The sequence below is a fragment of the Nocardia sp. CA-120079 genome (assembly GCF_050955745.1).
In the GTDB taxonomy this organism is placed as follows: domain Bacteria; phylum Actinomycetota; class Actinomycetes; order Mycobacteriales; family Mycobacteriaceae; genus Nocardia.
In genome coordinates, this window is sequence record NZ_CP192088.1 from 2,813,818 (window position 1) to 2,833,621 (window position 19,804).

Annotated in this window: 2 protein-coding genes (1 of these 2 cut by a window edge); both read right to left on the reverse strand. The window is 66.0% G+C overall.

The features are described 5' to 3' along the window. A protein-coding gene (locus tag ACQPYR_RS12705) for an MFS transporter (RefSeq protein ID WP_433631484.1) crosses the window boundary here: on the reverse strand, positions 1 to 18,130 show its 5' end (the start). It extends 38,069 nt beyond the left edge of the window; 18,130 of the gene's 56,199 nt are visible here — the first part of the coding sequence; its start codon is at positions 18,128 to 18,130; its stop codon lies off the left edge, out of view. Continuing rightward, positions 18,127 to 19,794 (reverse strand): hypothetical protein, encoded by a 1,668-nt coding sequence (locus ACQPYR_RS12710; RefSeq protein ID WP_433631487.1) that lies wholly within the window; start codon positions 19,792 to 19,794, stop codon positions 18,127 to 18,129. Before ACQPYR_RS12710 ends, ACQPYR_RS12705 begins: the two co-directional genes overlap by 4 nt. Positions 19,795 to 19,804 lie beyond the last annotated feature (10 nt).

The window sequence follows — 19,804 nt, forward strand, 5'->3', positions numbered from 1 at the left end:
CGATGCCTGCGGTATCCGGCGCTGTGAAAGCGTCTGGAGTGGTGGCCTCGGGTGCGGGCGTGGCATTGGACGCGGTGTCTCGAGGTGTGGTCGGATGCGGTTCGGAGTTTCCGGTGGCCGAATCGGTGGCTGCACGTGGCTCCGAATCCGGTTGGTTCGCAGGGGTTCTCGGTTCGGCATCGGCGGTGTTCGCGATTGCCTGGTCGCTCGGCGCGTTATCGGATGTCGACTGTGCGGACTCATGGGGATCGGCTGGGTCCTGCGGAGCGTCGGGGCGACCCTGGAGCTTGGGTGGATGTTTGATGTGCAGGGGTTCGGGCAACTGTCGGCGGGCGGGTGCGGTGGTGCCCGCACGGTGGGTGAAGGCGGCATAGAAGCTGTTTTCGAAGGTGCTGTACGAGGGTTGCCATTTGTTGTCGCCCTTGACGTTGCGTACGTGGAGGGTGTCGTTGTCGGGGTCGTCGATGAGGGTGTCGAAAACGAGGATTTCGCCCTCGACGTCGACGACGTAGTGGACATGTTCGTCGACGGTGACGGCGACCCTGTCGATGTCGTTGCTCTTGTCGCGGATCATTTCGACGGCCTTGGCAACGGGGTCGGCGCCTTTGGTTTTCATCGGGCGAAGTTGGGCGCCGAGGGTTTTTTCGATCATCCGCCAGTTGTCTTCGGCGTCCCATCGGGGATCTTTGTCGTTGGGGTCCGGTCCGGCGTCGTCGCCGAGTGCTCGGTGTACGCGGCTGATTTGGATGGCACAGTTCCGGATGACGGTGGGGTCTGGGGTGTTTGGTGTCGCTTGCTCGGTCGGGCCAGTGCCAGCTGGTTTCTGGGTATGCGCTTGGGCCGGTGTGGCTGGGGGCAGGGGCTTGTGCGACAGCCCTCCGAACAAGCCACGGCCTCGTGTGACAATTCGGACGAAGACGCGGCCCTTCCGGACAAGAAGAAGAGCGGTGTAACCGGCGGCGGTGATTGCGGTGATGGTCGCTGCCAGCGCGGCGAGAGCATCGCCACTGTGTGTGGTCGCCGCGGCGCCGCCCACAAGCGCGCTGCTCACCCACAGGCCGACCGAGGGGCCCGAACCCAGGAACGTGCCTTTTACACCCCCCACTCGGCCTCGGATTTCCGAGGGGATGGCCACTGTCTCGTACGCGCCGACCCGGCTGTTCATGGCCGTCATCACCATCGTGTCCAGCAATGATGCGGTCGCTATCACAGCGGGGTTGGTGGTCGCTGCCTGGAGCGCGAAGAACCCGGCCATATTGGCGAGTGCGACTGGGTAAAAGGTACTGGCCTCGACCTTGCGGGTCATCTTCCGCAGAATGCCGCCCATCATCCCACCAACCGCGGGTGCGGCGATCACCGCGCCGACGGCCCAGCCCGGCAGGTCGGAGGCTTCCAGCACTGTGGTGGTGCGGAATCCCATCATTGCCCAAGCGGCGTTGTTGATCGTGGCGATCCCGGTGAATTCACGGAGAAATTTGTCCCGCCACAGTACCCGTGCGGCTTCACCAAGATCACGGAGGAAGTTGCGCGGTTTGTTGAAGGTCTGGGTGGGAAAGGGCAATTTCCAGAGGTTTGGCAGATTCGTCAAGTAGGAGAGGGTATTGAGGCCGAATGGCGCTGCGGGCGCGATGCCGAACAAGCCGGGACCTAGTGCTTGACCTGTGATATCTGCTACGGACCCGGCGGTACCTTTGAAGTCGTTTCCTAATGGCGCCTGGCCCTTGGTGAGCATGTCTCCGACAACTGCTAGATATGTGCGGAAGTAGTAGGTCGCCGCAGTACCTTCGAGCACACTTGCCGCAGTCAATCCCAGTCCGAGATGGGGCGCGTCGAAGAGGATCAAGCCGGTGGCTGTCGCTGCGGCTGCGGCACCGATCGATTGCGCGTAGACCATCACTTTTTTCCGGTCGTGGCGATCGGTGACGAGGCCTGCGTGCAGGTCGAGAAGCCTCGTGCCCCATGCCAGGGCACCCGCTGTGGCGGCTAACTTCGGCGATTGTCCTGCATGCATCAGCGCGTATGGCAGGGCACTCGTTGCGGCGATGCTGCCGATCCTGTTACCGACCTGTCCGCCTGGAAGATAAATGCTGCCCAGTATCAAATGCGCGAATGGCTTGTTGACGACGAGCAGTTCTCGTGTAGACGCCGGCTCGTCGGAGGCCGGATCGGTAGGTTGTTGTGTGGCGGGCTGGTTCTCGGCGGCGGCAGGGGCGGAACCGCCCGTGGTCTTGGGGCGGTTCTTGCCGCGGATCCATTGCAGGAAGCTGGAATTCGACGAAGCGGCAGTCCCGCCGGGGGTGCGGTTGCCTTCCGCTGGTTCGTCCGGTCCTTCGGCGTTGTTGCCGGGTCGGCCATGAATTAGATGCTGTTGTTGTTCCTCGGTGGGGCCGTTGATATGTAGTGGGGTGATGGGGTGGAGAAGGCCGGCGGCGTCTTCTGCGAGGTTGAGGACGAACGCGTCTTTGATATCGGTGAAGTGCGGCTTCCACTGGTCGCGAGTGCGCACGCGGGGGATCTGTAGGACGCGGTGTTCTTCGTCGGAGGTGGTGTCGAGGCGAGTGGTGGTGGACGGTTGGGGGACGTCGGTGTCGAAGATGAGGGTTTCGCCATTGCCTACGCAGACAGCGAATAGGACGTGGGCCGCACTGCCGTCGTCGACGACGAGGACCATGGCTTTGATTTTGTTCTTCGGATTTTCCAGGGCGTCGAAAAGGTAAGTGAGGGGATAGGTGTTGGAGGTGGTTTTGGGTGGTAATAAAACCGTGGTGAAGCCGCCGGGCAGACTGGCTCGCAGTTCTGGCCAGGTTTCCGCGTCTGCGTCAGGGAGATTCGCGCCGTCGTAGCCGACGGCCCAAGCGGCGTGCGCGGCTTGGGGGAGGCATTTGAGGACGTAATCGGATACCTCATTGTTGGCGGAGCCGGTTGCGGTTGACTCTGGCAGCTCGATGGTGTCGGTACCTGCCTGCTGGCTCGGCGCACCTGCGGCGGTGTCGTCGGGCTGTCCCGAATCCGGTTCGTCCGCAGCGGTTCTCGGTTCGCTGTCGGTGGTTTCGGCCTGCTTTCCCGGCAGCCTGTCCTGGACTTCTTCGGTCGCGCGGTCCGAACCAAGGGCCCCGGCAACCGTGTCCACCACGATCGGTCCAGCCGTGCCCGTTCCGGTCCCGCTCGAGCCGGACCCACTCCCATTGCCCCCGCCTCCACCGGCGGCTCCACCCGCCGCCAACGGCACTGCGGGCCAAGTGACAGTCCGCGGATTCGACTGGGCACCTCGAGGATTCGCTTGTATGCCAGGGTCGACACCGGGGGCATTTGCGAAGCCGAGCCAGGGTGCTGGGGGGACCGTGGTCGGACGGTCGTCAGAGGCGGATGTGGGATCGACACTTGTGGCGTCGGGATTCCCCAGACCTTCGGTCTCGGATGGATCGTTCGAAACCTCGCTGCGCCGGTCCGGAACCGAGTCCTCCTGTCGGGCAGTCGGTTCCATGCCACCGGTATCGGTGGTCGCGGGTGATGTGGGCGCACCGCTGTCGCGCGGCCCGGTGTGGTTGGGCTTGGAAAACGTCACAACGACGATGTGGTGTTCCCCGACGGGGCCGATCAAGTGATTGACGGTCACCTCGGTGAACCCCATGTCACCTGCCATCTTGCCGGTGAACGTCCGGCGTGCGGCATCCTCGGGGGAAAGCCCCAGATCCTGTCTGTAGGCGTTGAAGGTGTCGATATTGTCGGAGAAACTGTCGCCCACCGACCATGGAGCACGGATCGCGCGCACGTGGGATCCGATCTCGGCCATCAAGTCTCGGAACATCTGTTGGCCCGAGGGTGTGCCCTGCGCAGTGCTGATCTGGAAGAGGAGGACACCGTCCTCATCCACCCATCCATGAATACCGTCGTTCTCACCAGCGCGGTAAGTGTTCGAGTACATGGCGATTGCGTCATCGGCGTGGCGAGCCAGGTGTTCGGCGGGTGTTTCGGACGCGGGAACAGGTTCGCGGGCGAAGTATCGGTCGCTCCACACCTGACGTGCCTCGGCGCGGGCCGATTGCGGCGCTCCCCGCGCGCTCGACACCTCGGTGGGATACAGCTTCGCCAGGGTCGACCATTCGATTTTCTGCAACGGTCCATCGATGGTCCGGGGCGGTTCGAAGTCCAGTGCCGCCGCCGCGCGGGTGGGCCGGTCGGGCATGCCGTCGGTAAAGTGTTCGGGGAATCTGTCGGAGTCGTGTCGGCCGAGCAGTCTGCCCAAGGCCTCTTCCGCCTCGACCCGATCCGCCGCCTCCACCGGCGAATACACCAGCGCACGCGTCTGCTCCGAAGTGCTCGCCCCCGGTACGAATTCGTGAATCATGCCGTCGTCGGTATCCGGATCGCGCACCTCGACGACTCTGCGGCCGTCATAGACCAGTGTTCTGGCGCGGTCCACACCATCGATGCGCTCCAGCACCAGCGCGGTCTGTCCGGGGAGTCCATCCCGCATCAGCCGTTCGGCGATCTGGTCGACCGAACCGAGGTCGCGCAGCTCGGCGCCCGCTTTGCCGAGTGCCTCGTATGCTTCCTTGGACAGCGCGCTCAAATCCCGCGACGGTTCGGCTCGACCGTCGTCGTCGTCACCCGTGCCGCTCCCAGAACCATGCGCCCCGCCGCTGCCCCGCGCGTTGTCCGTATCGCCGACGGCGCCTTCGGTTTCGGACTTGCCCTCGCCATGCGCCGCGGTAGCTGTGTCGGCGTGTTCCCAGGGCGACGGATCGGGGGAATTGCTGTGATCCGGATCTTCCGTCGTCGCCACGGCACCGGTCGCGGATTCGTCGATCCCTTCGATTCGGTGGTCGTCGAGGACACGGCCGGATGCAGGATCGTTGTCGGTCTCGCCGCTGCTGGTGAGTTCGAGTTCGATGCCTTGGTTCCGCGCCGCAGCTATGAGGTCAGCGCGTCCGGCTACACCGAATTTGCCACGGATGCGGCGCATATGGGTGCGGACTGTCGGCTCCGCCATGTGCAGTTGCTGCGATGCTTGTCGATAGGTCAGACCAGCCGCGATCAGGCGTAGGACGTCGAGCTCGCGGTCGGATAGCGCAGTGTGACCTGGTCGGCGCGCAGCCGACGCGGGCGAACCGTCTCGAGCGGCTACAGAATCGGTCGGGAACCGCTCGTTCAACCAGTGCAGGACCGCCGCGAGCAGTCCCTGTGCCGCGACGTCCGTCACACCGGCCGCAGGCGCCTGCGCTGCCTGCGCACTCATGCGCTGCCCCCGCTGGAAGGCCTGTTCATACGGCGTTGCGTCGGGAACACCGAGCCGTGCCGCCAGTGGTTTCGCGAGCTTCGTTCGGGCCGCCACACCCACATTCCTGACGCTTTGTTCGGTATTGCCGGTCGCGGCGGCGGCTTCGGGCACGGTCGTCCCGGATTCGAACATCAACCGGGCGATCCGAAGTTCCTCATCATCGAGAATGCCCTCGCGATGGGCTCGCTCGATGGACCAGTGCAGTACTTCGGGTTCGTCGCGGCGGGAGGTTTCGATGAGCGTGTCCATTTGCTCGGCGGTGAGCGCCGGCTCGTCGGCCGTACCTGCAGGTTCGGTCACCGTTGTGACGGCGGTTGCGTGATATTCGCCGCGTCGAATGGCGATACGTTTCGCGATCCGGCGAACAGCACCCTGTGCCAATTGCGTGACGATGGACTCGTCGTCGTATCCCAACGCCGACGCCATGGCGGCAGGTGACGATCCGCGCTCGAATAGGCCCACGACGACCCGTTGCTGGAGCAGCGTGAGCCGGCCGAGCGCCTCCCGCAACTGTTCGAGGTTCGCTTCCGCCAAAGCCCTTTCCAACACCGCCTCCCGCTGTTCACGCGCGGTGGCGATGGTCGTGACCAGCCGGGTGGCAGCCTGAATTGCCGTGCTGCGGACCACCGAAGTGGTCGGCGTTCCTTGCCGCAGCAAGCGCAACGCCTTCCGCTGTGGGGAGCTGAGCGCAACGACCGCATCTTCGACCTGCTCCGGGGATGCCTCGGCGAGGATCTGTTCCGCATCCGGCTGTTGCGCGCTTGCCGTCAGCGCTGCGCGCAGCGCAGTTCGGAATCTGTCGAACCCTGCCGGATACTCGGGATCGGCATTGGTCACGGGTTCCGATACCGGGAGAAGTCCGGCCTCCAGGGCCACCGCCGCCATTACCTCGCGCCGGCCGGTGCCGAGCTTGCGGCTGATATTGGTCAGGTGCGCTTTCACTGTCGCAGGGGACCGTTCAAGGGCACGCGCGATTCCGTCGTTCGTTTCACCGTTCGCGACCAGCGTCAGGATCTCGAGCTGGCGAGGAGTCAGTGTTCGGGCGCGCGTGACCAGCTGGTTGAAGGTGTCCGCCGGATCTGACGCTGACTGTTGGTCGGCCGGCTCGGCTTCGGTAGCCGGAGGGGCCGATGAGTCCGCGGATCCGAGGCGCGGCACACCGCCCTGCGTGCTGAAGAGCGGGGGGCGTTCAGTGGATCCGCGAATAGTCGCGCGCGCACGCGCCGCGGTCGGCGAGTCCGTCGTCGGCCTCGCCTGCGCAACCAGCGGGGCCACGCCGAGAAAACGCGCGGCGGCATCGACGAGGTCGACTATCTCCTGCGGCGCGTCTGCGCGCATGGCGAGTCGGCGCAGTTCGTGTAGCGGGTCGTCGCTGGTCGCGTCGCGCCAGCCGGGGGCCAGTTGCTCCTGCCCGAGAAACCCGGGCAGGTCTGCTTCCAATTGGGTTGTGTCCGTGGCCAACCGGGCGAGTTCTTCAGCGGTGGCACCGTCGCTCATCGCACGTTGAGCGCGGTACTCACGGTCCAGCGCACGTCCCAGCCAGCCGGGAAGTCGCTCGGCCTGGATCCCAGGCCAGTCCTCGTCGTCCAGGAGACGCAACTCCATTTGCAGCTGGTCGATGACCTGCAGCAGCGTCCCTCGCAGTCCCAATACCTCCGGATCCACCCCGAGCGCTCTCGCGAGATCCACACGCGCACGGTCGGTTTCGCTCGGAGCTCGAGCACCTGTAGCCGACTCCGCGGAAGTGCCGGACTCCTGCCCGGTCTCGGGGTCCCGATGGAATCCCATGGCCCACAACGGCACATCGCCGGGCACATGGGATGCGGCATTGCCGCGTCGACGCTCAGGGGAAAGACCAAGTCCCGCAATGGGGTAGGAATCGTAGAAGGCCTGCACCGCGCCGTGCGGCGGCCCGCCGGTCGTGCGGCCTCCTCCGCCGCCGCCGATCGCGCCGAGCTCCACGATGGGTACGGTCCCCGTGCGCAGGGCCATCGCGACCAGTCCCGGTCGATGATGAGTGCCCATCTTCTTGTTGATCTCGAACACATACGTCTTCACGGTCTGCGCGGTCAGCTCGAGCGCCGCGGAGATCTCGTCGTTCGTCTTGCCCGCGACGATCAAGGTGAGCACTTCGTGTTCGCGTTCGGTCAGCTCGGGCACGCCGATGCCGGGAGTCGGGTCGGCTACCGGTTTGGTGTCGGGGAGCAGGCCCGTTTGTATACCCGTTGCCACCGCTCCCGCGCGGGTGGTCGCGCCGAGCTTGCGCCGGGCGCGAGAAGCATACGAGTCGACGGTCTTCTCGGTCAGCCCGGTATCGGTCGCTATCTGCGCGCTGGTCTTGCCGAGCGCGATGTGGGTGAGTACCTCGACTTCGCGTGCGTTCAGCTTCGGGAGCACGTCCGGTTCGCCGCTGGTCTCGCGGCCAAGGAGACCGGACCAGAATCCCGCTGCCACCATCCCGGCGCGGGTGTCCGCCCCGAGCTTGTCGCCGATGTGGTCGACATATGAATTGATGGTGTCTACCGCTAGGCCGCCGAGTGCTGCCGCTATTTCACCGCTCGTCAGCCCGTCCGCGAGCAGAGCGAGTACCTCGCGTTCCCGGCTGGTCAGCTCCGGGAGGTCGGGGGCGGAATCACGTTTCGTTGCGATGCCGGGGTCGGTGCGCGGCAGGATGCCGCGGATGATGGCGACCGCCACCGCCGCCGAACGGTCTTGGACGCCAAGCGCTTTCTGGATGCGAACCAAGTGTGCCCGCACCGTTGTTTCCTTCGAGCCGAGCGCTGCGCCGATCTCCCTGAGCGACATATCCGCCGCGACGAGTTCGAGTTCCACGTATTCGAGATCGGTCAGGGTCCGGGTGTTGTCGAAGGGGACTGTCCGCAGCGAACGGGCCAGCCTCTTGATGGCACCGTTTTGTAGGGTTGTGATCTCTTGGTTATTGCGTGCCCGCTCCGTCGCTTCGACGAGGAGTCCGCGCTCGACGGAATTCAGCCGCTTGATGGCCTCCCCGAAATCCTGCCGGGTCATCTGCGCCAGTCTTCGGCTCACTGGATGCAGTTCCGAGACTTTCTCGGATTTCATGTATGCGGCGGTTATTCCCTGCCTAATGCGCAGGAAGACGGGATCGGCCTCGGCGGGGCGGCGGTCGCTTCCATTGTTGTCCGCGCTCGGCCCCACGATATGCGTAGTTTTACGCGGATCGGCAGTCGGTACCCCGCTGGGATGTGCTGTAGTGCCGTCGGACACGGGATTCCTTGCGCCCGATTGGCGCCCGCGGCGTCCATTGGGACCAGTTGCCCCATCCGCCGGACCATTGCGGTACCGAACGGAGTCGAATTCGGCAGGTCCGATCCCGATGGTGGATCGTTGACCTCGCGTGCCCGCGTGGCGGTGTCGAGCGCCTGGACCGGCGGGTGGGTGCGGGGGGCGCCCGCCGCCCCCTGACCGCTTCGGTGCCGGTGTCTCGTCGGAGGTGGTACCGCCCGGTTGGGGCTCGTCCTGGTCCGGCGAATCGAGGCCCTGTGGGCGTGCCTGTCCGGCGGCGCCGGTATCTGGCTGTGCCGCTGGTGTTTCCGGACCGGTGACGGGATGTTGGTTCGCGTCGGCGTGGTCGGCCCGCGGAGCGTGTGGGTCGGCGCCATGTTCCGCGGGGCGGGCGGGCGGCCGAATACCGATGGGAGGCGGGTGTTGTGGTTGCTGAGTGTTGTTGCTGGTGGCTGTGGTGGGTGGTCCGCGGGTGGTCGGGCTGCTGGTGTGGTCGGTGGCGAAGTAGGCGTTGTGGTGTTGGTGGGCGGCGAGTTGTTGGAGCGGTTCGGTGAGGCGGCGCACGAGGAGCTCGGCCTGGGTGAGTTCGGTGAGGGTTTCCTCGGATGGTTCGGTCTTATGGTTGGTTTCGGCGTTGGTGTAGCGGACGACGACAGCCTGAACCAGGGGATGGTCGGTCAGGGTGTAGAGCTTGTCCTCGGGGGAGGTGTAGAACTGGACGCTGCCGGGGTCGCCGTTACGGGCGGCGCGGTTCTCGGCTTGGATGTCGATATCGTGGGACAGTGCAGAGCGGCCGGTGACCATGATATGCAGACCACCGAGGCCGCGGACTGCGTCACTGATTGGGATATCGACACCGCGAGCGCCCTGCATATTGATGATCAGGACCTTGCCCTCTTCACCCGCCTCATCGAAAATTCTTTGCATTTCGGCTTCGGCGTTCACCCCCTGATCGAGGATCCATTTCGCATCGATCGCGACATGTTCCACGTCATGAGCCGTGACAAAGCGGGACAGTTTTCTGATGATGCGATCGTCGTGCGCCAATACCGCTATCGCCCGTCCGGTCTCGTGCACCTCGGCGACATCTTGGGCGACCATTCGTAGTTTCTCGGTTTCGTTGGCCGCGATCTTATCCTCGCCGCGCTCGAGTTCGGATTTCAGGCGACGGGGGATCGTGACAGTTGGCGCCAGCCCGTTACGCTGCTGCATCTGTTCGGACACGCCGTTGGCGGTCCCGGAAGCGCCAGTCAGGAGGTGATCGTAGTTTTCCTGGCTGAACAACTCGCCGGCAGTGATACTGGTCGTATTGGCCGGATCGTCACGGATGTCCAAACCGTGTTTGGCCTCCAGCGCTTGGGCCAGGCCGCCGTTCCACCTACTCTCGGTTGAGGTTTCGGCATCGAACATCACTTTGTGGGTGACCTGATCCACGATGCGCACCCCACCGCCGCGCACCACCCTGCTGCCGTCCTCGATCGTCACCGTGTGACCGTGCACTTTGTAATGTATGTTTCGCACGAATTCCCACCGGGCCGTGGCGGCCATCGCAAATCGTTCCATTTGCGGATCGGTCAATGGCACACCGAGCATTCTCTCGAGTTTCGCCCGGCCTTCCTCGGTCAGCACCGCAGGTCCGCCCACCTGCTTGCGTTTACGACCGAAATCTTCGACGGTCAACGTGCCGTTGCGCAGGCTCGAGGCGAGCAAGTCGTGAGCCGCGATGACCTCTTCACGGATGTGCTGTTCGGCAGGCTGCGCAGTGCCCTCGGACAGAATGTAACTCGTCTTCGCCCAGACCAGGAGTTCGTCGATTTCGTCCAGTCCGGCAGCGCGACCCGGTACCCGATGTTTGCGCAACCAGCTGAAAGCCACATCTTCGTGAGTAGCGACATAGATCGTCGGCCGTCCCGCCACCGGGTCCGGCAGTGACAGATCCGGATTCACCCGGACTACATCGATTCCGAATCTCGATAGCACCTGCACGTACTGAGCCCACTCACGATGTGCGAGATTGTCGCGTGTGGTGACGATTTGTACAGCACCCTTTTTGACGGCTTCGATTGCGGCGAGAGCCAGGAACACCAGTGATTTGCCTTCTCCGGCATCCATATTGACCGGGCCTTCGCGCATGGCCTTCAGCGCGGCGATTTGGTTCCAATACAGGGTTTTGCCGGTGCCGCGTCGGATTATTTCGATCACTGCGGCAAGGTTTTCGGCGGGGTCGTCGCTGCCCAGCATGGCGGCGAGTGCGGCGTCCGGAATATTGGTCAGCCGTTCGGCTTCGGGGATATCGGGGCCGGATCGGGCGTCGTAGTCGGCGAGGTCCGCCTCCGCATCGCGTCGCAGTGCGTCCGGGTCGGTGGTCCGCAGATCGTCCGGGGGGTCGGTCGCGGGTTGATCCTCGGGGATTGCCGGACCGGCATCGGCCTTATCCGGGTTCTGTCCGACTGCACTCGCTTGCGCTGGATCGCCCGGTGCGGATCGGGCAGCCGGTGGTGTAGCGGAAATATTCCCGTGGGCTGCATTGTCCCGGGTCACGGTGCCGGTAACACCTAACGGGTCGGGACCCTCTTGCATGGCCTTGATCCAGTCGGCTTGCGGCTGGGGCTCGGTGTCGTTTGGATCGGGTACAGGTTCCGGGGCCACCGGCGATGATGTGGTGTCGGCTTCCGTCTGGGCCGCATTGTCCTTTTTCAGGTGCTCGGAGGCTGGTGCGTCCCCTTGGGTGCTGCCCGTTTCGGGCTCGTCGCTGTCGACGGCCGGTGGCTCGAATACCGGTTCGAGCGCGCTGATGACCTGACCGATCATGTCGCGTGCGGTGGCGTCGTCGATGTTCAACTCTTCGGCGGCGGCGGCCAGCGATGCGTCTTGGAGTAGGACGAGTTCGACCAGACGTTCGGCCGTCTCGGAGTTCGGCAGGTCCGCTAGAGCCTCGCGGATCTTGTTCGCGAATGTTTGGTCGATGGTCGCCAGGGTGACCTCGGCGGCTTTCAGGTTGGGGTGCCAGAAGCCGGTGTGGTTTGGGGGTGGTGTTGGTGTTGTGTCGTTGTCGGTGGTGGGTTGTTGGTTGTCGGTGGTGGGTTGTTCGGTGAGGTTGGGGTGCCAGAAGCCGGTGTGGTTCGGGGGTGGTGTTGTGTTGTCGTCGGTGGTTTGCCGGTCGTCGGTGGGTTGTTGGTTGTCGGTGGTGGGTTGTTCGGCCAGGTTGGGGTGCCAGAAGCCGGTGTGGTTCGGGGGTGGTGTTGTGTTGTCGTCGGTGGTTTGCCGGTCGTCGGTGGGTTGTTGGTTGTCGGTGGTGGGTTGTTCGGTGAGGTTGGGGTGGCTGAAGCCGATGGGGTTCGGGGGTGGGGTTGTGTCGTTGTCGGTGGTGGTTTGTTGGTTGTCGGTGGGTTGTTGGTTGTCGGTGGTGGGTTGTTCGGTGAGGTTGGGGTGGCTGAAGCCGATGGGGTTGGGGGTGGTTGAGGTTGAGTCGTTGGTGGTTTGTTCTTCGACGAGATCGGGGTGCCAGAAGCCGACGCGGGGGCGGTCTTGCGGCTGCAGGGCGGCGCGGAATCGGGCGCGGTGGAAGGCGAGCACGGCCTCCACATAGCGTCGTATCAGCTCCTGGTCGGGAGGCTGCTGATCGTCCGCGGGGGTGTTTGTGGTGTTTTGTTCGTGCGTGTTTGTGGTGTTGGTGTCGTCAGGGGTCTGTTCGGCTGCTGGGGTTTGTGCTGGTTCGCTCGGCGTAGCGGAATCAATCCTGCCGACATCGGTTGGCGTCGGAACGGACGGCGGAATGGCCGGTGGGGCACCGGGGTGGTCCGGAGCAGCAGGCGGATTGCCTTGGCCCGATGCACCACCGTGTGGCTGATGCAGTTCGAACCAGGTCGATTTGCCGGTGTCGTTGTCCTGCACCGCAGTTCCGTGGTCGTCCGACAGCGCGTCTACGAGTGGGCCGCCGCGGCCGCGTTCGGCGTCCCAGTCGGGCATGTCGGTCTGTTCCGGGACGACCGCGCTCTTGTCGGTGACCGTGAACCGAATTTTGCGGACGTCGTCGGTGTCGGTCACGGTGAAGGTGACCGAGACCTCGTCCGTGGTCCACCGCAGTGAATTCGCCACTGTCTCCGAGACCAGCAGTTCCGACGTGTCGACCAGATCCGCGGTGAGCCAGGGGAACTTCTGCGGCAGTGTGTGCACCCACGTACGGGCTGGACCAGGCTGGACGCGCGCGCCTTCCGCACCTATCGGGCCGGCATCTTCGCCGTCACGGCGGACGATGAAGTGTTCGCGGATCGGTGGTGTGGATGGTTGGGTGCGCTTTCGGGGTTTGGGCGCGGCGGCGGGTGTCGGGGGTGTAGGTGTGGGTACCGCCGGCGGTTCGTCCGTGGGTTGTGGTGGCGGGGGCGGGGGTGGCGGTTGTTCCTCAGGACGTCGCTTGCGTTTCTTGGGCTTCTCGTCGGGGTCCGTGCCCATCGTCGCGTGGAGCAGGCTTCTGCGTTTCACCTGCTTCTTGGGCTGTGCGGCGGGTTGCAGGTGTGGCACACCGCCGATGTTGGGCACTCCGCTGTCTTGCGGATTGTGGTCGAGGCTGTGCGGGTTCAGTTGCGGGGGCGTGGGTTTGTGGGGTGCGCCAGCGGTTTCCGGGTTCGGGTCGAGGGCGTACTTGCTCGGCAGGATCGGTGTATCGGATTTTTCGGGGACCGCATCCTGATGAGTTGTGGGATGCGTGGCCGAATCACGTGGCAGAGGAGTGACCTCAGGGGGGCGTGTCCGGGTGGGCTCGGCTGTGTTCGCTGTGTCGTCGGGGTTTTCCGGAGTGGGGCTGAAGCGGGCGGAATCGGCGGGCAGTTTGATCGGTGCGAGGGCGGGTGGGCGCGGGATCACGGGTGTGGCGTTGTCGGGTACCTCGTTGTCCAAGGGGTAGGAGACACCGGGGATGATGATGTAGTCCCCTGCCGGGGGCTTCTGGATGTTGTGGTCCCGGGGGTCTTGCCACACACTGTGTTCGCGGGGGTCTTTCTGGACGTTGTGCTCGCGTGGGTCGGGCACACTGGTGCCCGGTGGCGTCGGGAATTCCTCTGGGTCGCTGGGGAATTCGTCGTTGTCGGTGGGCTGCCCGCCGGACATCGCGGGTACCGGTGTCGAGAGTCCGGCGGCTGTATTCGATGGTCCGTGTCCTCCCGGTATGGAGAGTGCTCCCGGCGGGAGCGCCTGCGCGCCAGGGTTGTTCGTTGCCGCGCCGGGGGAGGGTTGGGGTGAGTTGGCGGCCGGTGTGGGCGTTGCCGGTCCGGAGGGGGGACCGGGCGGTGTGCCCCCAGGTGCGGCTGGGTTCTTCGCTTCCGTCGCGGTACCCGGTGTGGCGTGGTCCTCGACAGGCGTCTCGTTGTCGAAGTAGTGGAGATCGAGAAGGCCGGGCTCGTGACCGGGGGAGGCCGAACGTGGTCGGTGTCCGCTCGAAGGCGGCGAATCTCTGTGCGAGACAGGCGGTTCTGCCGTGTCTTCGGTCCAGTTACCGATGCCGCCGAAGTTCTCGGCGGCGCCGAACTGGGTGTTCCCGGTCTCGGGGTCGGCACTGATCGGCAGCGGCGATCCCGGTGTGGCGCTGGGCCGGCCGTCGGTGGCGATGGTTCCGGCGAGGTTTGTCCGGGTGCCGGGTCGGCTGCTGTGGAATTGGGCGGTGCCGGGGGCGCCGGTTGCGGGCGTGGTGCCCGCTTCGGCCATCGGGTCCAGCGGTGCGGCTGCGACGGCGCCTTCGGTGAGGTGTTGCAGGGCCGTATCCCAGGCGCTCCAGCCGTGTGTGGGTGCGGGCGAGACCGGTGGTTGGGTGGTGCCCGAGGGCGGTGGGGTAACGCCGTCGTCGTCCGCGAGGCCTAGTTCGTGGAAGAGGGCACGGCTGATCTCGTCGATCTCGTCGATGGTCTGCTTGTGTGGCCGAGGTCTGTGTCCGTCGTCGACGGCGCGTCGTTCGGCCGATTCGGGTTCCGGTGGGAGTAGGAGTCCGTTGCTCCAGCTGTCGTCGAGTGATCGCTCGAGCTCTGTGATGGTCGCCTCGAGGGGGCGGACCAGTGTTCCTGCGGCTGGGGTAGGGCGGATCGCCGTGGCGAGGCCGCCACCCATCACTTGCTCGGCGAGGTTGCGGCCGCGCGGCTCGGAGTGGGCGAGCGCGGGCACGGTCATTGCACCGGCGGGGTCGGCGAGGGTGATGGCCAGGTCGCGCCCAGTTGTGCGTGTCGACTGTTTGATCGCGTTCGTGCGGACCGGTGATGTGGTCGGCTGGGTGTGTTTGCGGCGCTCGGGTATCGGTATCGGTGCAGGTGCAGGTGGAGTCGGCTTGGGTGGTTCCGGGGGCGCTGCCTTCGCTTTGCGCTTCTTGGGCTTGTCGACCGAGGCTTGGGCCATCATCGGGACCGGGCGCGCAGGGACGACTGATGGTGGCAATGGCCCGGCGGGCGTGGTCGGGGGGACGCCGCCGCGGGTGGGTTCGGTGGTGAGGGGTGGGATGTAGTTGGTGCCGTGCCGGTCGAGTTGTGGCGTACCGGTGGGATCGGTTGGGGCGCCAGGCGTTTCAGCGTTGGGTGTGGTGGCGTAGTGGCTGGGTGGGTTGAGTTCGGTGGGGCGGTCGGCTGGCTGGGCGGGCAGATGTGGTGCGGGGTTGTTGGAGTGGCGAGGCAGAGGTGGTTCGGAGTCGTGGACGAGCGGCCGCTGCCCGTCCCGATTTTCTTCGGCGGGCGCGCCGGGGACAGCCGTGTCCGGGATCGGGACCTGTGGTCGGTCGGTGAGCGGTATGGCAGATCCGGTATCGGGAATCGCCGGTGTGGTCGGGTGCGGGATGATCGGAATCGCGTTGGGGGGTGGACCGTCTGGTGCGTCCGGTTGGCCGGGGATGGTGTAGGTGGTGCCCGGTGGTTTGGTGTATTCGTCGGGCGCTTTGTTCGGGTATTCCTCCACCTGCGGTTGTGCGGGGACGTAGCTGGGCATCGGAGGTTTGACAACGGTGCCGATCTCGTCCTGGTCGGGGAATTCCTTGGGATCGCTGGAAGCCTGGTCGTTGCCGGCGGGCTGCCCGCCCGATATCGCGGGCAGGGATGCCGAGTTTTCTGCGGTGGAATCCGGATTCGACGGCCCGTGCCCGGCCAGTGCCGCCGCGCCGGCCAGGGCTGTCGGTGGGATCGCCTGGGCTGCAAGGTTGTCTGCGGGTGCGCCGGGTGTTGGTGTGGCGGCGTGCGGCGGCTGTGGCGAGTTGGCTTGTGCACCTTGCGGGTTGGCTTGGTGCGGTGCGTTGCCCTGTGCGGCTTGCGGTGTGGCCTCGGGCTGGGGTGCGTTGCCTTGTGTGGCTTGCGGTGTCGGTGGGGGCTGGGGTGCGTTGCCTTGTGCGGCGTTTGGCGTGGTCTGGGGCTGGGCTGGGTTGCCTTGTGTGGCTTGCGGTATCGGTTGGGGCTGGGGTGCGTTGCTATGTGCGGCTTGCGGCGTGGGTTGGGGCTGAGGTGCGTTGGGTTGCCCGGCCGGTTGGTTGGTGGCGGGCCTGTTGGCCTCAGGTGTGGCAGCCGGTGCGCCGCCGAGACCAGGTGTCGCGCCCGCATGCGCGGTGGGGTTCTTTGCCTCCGTCGGGATGGCCGACGGCGTCGAGCCGGACCCACTGCCCGGCCCTGATTCGACCGTTGTGGCGCCCGCAGTGTGCGGCGTCGGCGCGGGGGAGTCGCCGCCCGGTGTGACCGGCTCGTTGGGAACCGGTTCGTAATCGAAGAAGTCGAGGTCGAGGAGGACGGCCTCGTCAGGGTCGGGCGGCAGTTCGCCCGGCCCGCGCCCGGACTTGGCCGAACCTGAGCCCGGTCCACCTCCGGTCGGCGAATCCCCGTGTGCGACAGGTGATCCCGCGGTAACGCCTGGCCCGTTGCCGCCTCCGGTACCGCCGAGATCCTTGGCGGTACCGACGTGAGTGTTGCTCTCCGCATGGGGGTTGGCGCTCATCGTCAGCACCGATCCCGGTGTGGCGCTGGGCTGGCCCTCCGCGGCGACGACAGTTCCGGCCAGGCTCATCTGCGGACTGTCGGGCCGGTTGCTGTGGAATTGGGCGGTGCCGGGGAGGTTGGTCGACGACGAGCCTCCCGGCGCGGCCATGGGATCGGCCGGCGCTGCTCCGAAGCTGCCCTCGGTGAGTCCGCGCAGGGCTTCGTCCCAGGAACTCCAGCCGTGGCTGGGTTCGGGTGTGCCGCCCGGGGAGGTCGGCGACGCGGGTGGGGCCTGCGGCGTGCCCGACGGCGGTTGGTTGGGATCCGAAGGCGGTGGGGTATTGCCGTCATCGAGTAGCCGGAAGGCCTCGTCGTACGACTTGCCGAGCTCGTTGATCTCGGCGACGGTCTCCTGATGTGGCCGCGGGGCGTGACCGTCGCCGGTGGTGTCCCGGGATCCGGGGATGGCCTCCTCGCGTATCCGAGGTGTGTGACCGTCGCCGGCTCCGTTGGGAGCCAGTCGTTCCGGGAGGCCGTCGCGGGGCCCGCCGATCTCGGGAATGGATTCCCCGGGTGACCGGGGTGTGTCGACGCTGCCGTGCGAGCCGGCCTTATCGGGCGCTGATCGGACCGGCAGGCCGTCGCGCCAGCTGTCATCGCGACTGCCTCTGGACCCGACGTTCTCGGGGGCGGTCCCCTCAGGGAGCCGGGCGGCGCTCGAGGCTCGGGTCACGCGCACCGCTGTGCCGAGGCCCGCGATGGCGCCACTGCTGGCGCCCATCAGGACCATCTGGACAACCTGCCGGCCGGTGAGTTCGGTGTCGGTGAGCTTGGATACAAGCACCGCGGCACTGGCCCCACCTGCGGCTCCGCCGCCGGCGCTAGCGAGCACGACGGCCACCACGCGTCCGGTCGTTCGTCCCGCCGGTGTCGCGGCATTGGCCGCGAGGCGAGTGAGCCCGGGCAGCATCGCGCGGGTAACCAGGGAGCCGACCAGGCCACCGGCACCACCTGCGGTCGCCGCCACCCCCACCTGGCCCCAATCCATGCTGGTGCGGCGTCCGGGTTTGCCGTGGCCCTGCAGGATTTGGACGTATTGCGCACCGGCGACGACGCCGCCCATGGAGGCCGTGCCCATGATGGTCGCGCGCACGGCGAGCCCCATGCCGGGGAATCGCTGCATGAAGGCGGCGATGCGTTGGAACATGAAGGCGAGGGTGTCGCGGCGGGCGGCGGTGGCGGCGACGTCGGCGGCGATGCGGTCGCTGGCGGCTTTCATCGGTACGGCGGTATCGATGAGGAGGTTGGCCAGTAGCACCGCTGCGATGCCGATGACGATGTACTGCTCGAGTTCGATCGCGTTGGCCGAGTCGTAGAGCAGGGTGGCCATGCCGTCGGCGAATTCGATTTGATTGCGTGTGTTGGCGATCTCGGTTTTCAGCTGTTTCTGGATCGCCTCGCCGGCCTCGCCCTGGATCGCCGCTGGCACGTCGCGTGCGAGTCGTTCGAGGTGCGCCAGTGTGACTTTGAGACGTTCGGCCGAGCGTGCCCAGGCGTCGGCTGCGGCGCGGATGTCCTTGGGTTTACCGACCGGGAAGTGGCCGATCACCCAGCGCGTCAGCCAATCCGGCCAGTCGGGTGGGATCGTGACACTCACCGGGGTGTCGACCGCCCTCTCGCGCCCTCCACCAGCAATCGATACAGCACCCGTGCCGGACCGCACGCGTCGTCGCCACGCAACTCCACCTCGGCGAATGCCGCAACCAACGCCGCGTGCGGCTGGAACCGGCCGTCAACGACGCTGTTGCCGCCCAACTGGTCTCGCCACCGCCGGTAGCCGCCGACGATGCGGGCCAGGGAGTCGCCGCCGTCCCATGGGCCGTTGATCCGCTGATATTCGGTGATCAGGGACCGCTGCGCCAGCCGCCGGATGGGCTGCCCCGCCCGCTCCGCCATGATCCGGCCGAGGTCGCCGACGATCGTCGAGTACATCGGTCGCTCCTCGGAGCCGGCTACAGAGTTCCCGGATTGTATTGCGGCGTAGACTTTTTCGCTGAACCTGGCCGGATTTGCAACGAGTGTGCGGTCGAGCTGGATCCACGACCCGGTGCTCGCCGATTCCGGCCCGTCATCGCTTCGATCCCGGGTTACCCGGGATATCCGGTCGCCGAGTTCGGTGATCTCGATCCCGCCGAGTTCGACGAACGGGAATTTGCCGAGAATGTCATCGATGGCCGCCGCCAGTTGGGCGACCATCTCCGCTCCGATACCCGAGGTCTCGAAGCCGACCATCCGCAGTTCGTGCCGATCGGCGAGTTCCTGGGCCGCCGCCAGTGCCGCCGCATCGCTCGGTACTCGGATGTGCTCCGCCGCGGTCGATTCGCGCTTCTCCTTGCGGGACTTGCCGTCTCGCTTCGGGTCGGTGGGCTGCGCCGGGCCCACGCCGGTCGGCGGCGGCGCGAAGACCTGTCCCGGTGGGCGAGCACCGGTACGAGCACCCGACCAGGGGGTGCCCGACTGTATCGAAGGAAAAGCCGTCCCCGGTGTTCGCGACCACGGTGTGCCCGCGGGCTTTCCGGTGACCGCGGGATCACCGGTCCGCGGTGGCGCCGCCGTGGCGGGCGAGGCCGCGCCTGGTGTGGCTGGGATCGAATCATCCGCGACCGGCGGTGACGCGGTGTCTTCGTTGGCCGCGGCCGAGCTTTCGGTGGCAGGCCGCGGCGCGGTGTCCGATCCGATCGGCGGCGTGTCCGAATCCGGGTATACGGGTTGCGGACCGGCGGATATGGGTGTGCTGCTCGGGTTGTAGCCGGTGGGCTCCGATTGCGGGTAGGCGCTCGGGGTAGCGTTCGGCTGGGCGGATGCGGTGGGAGTCGTACCGCTCGACTGTGTCGGCGTCGCGTTCCCGTTGGCCGAGTTCGATCCGGAATCGGTTGTGGGCGAACTGGTTCTGGGTGTATTGGTACCGGGCCACGGCGAATCCGGCGCAACGGACACCGGCTGTTCCGAGCCGGTGCTGCGGATCTGTTGGCCGCTGTTCTGGTCCTGGTCGTGGAGTGCCTCGCTGACCTCGCTGACGCCCTTGCTCAATCCGCGCAGATTCTCGACCAGGTTCTGATACCCCTCGAGACCCTTCTTCGCCTGCGGCTCGTAGGTATCGCCGACCATCCGCCCCGGCTCGTCGTCACCCCATGGCTTGCCCTCATGGGCCAGGGCATTCTTCAGGTCGGCCAGATCTTGATGTGCGGATTCGGCGACTGCGGCGAGTTCGGTGACGAGGGCATGCAGACGATCCGGATCGATATGCAACGACTGGCCCATGCCCGGTCAC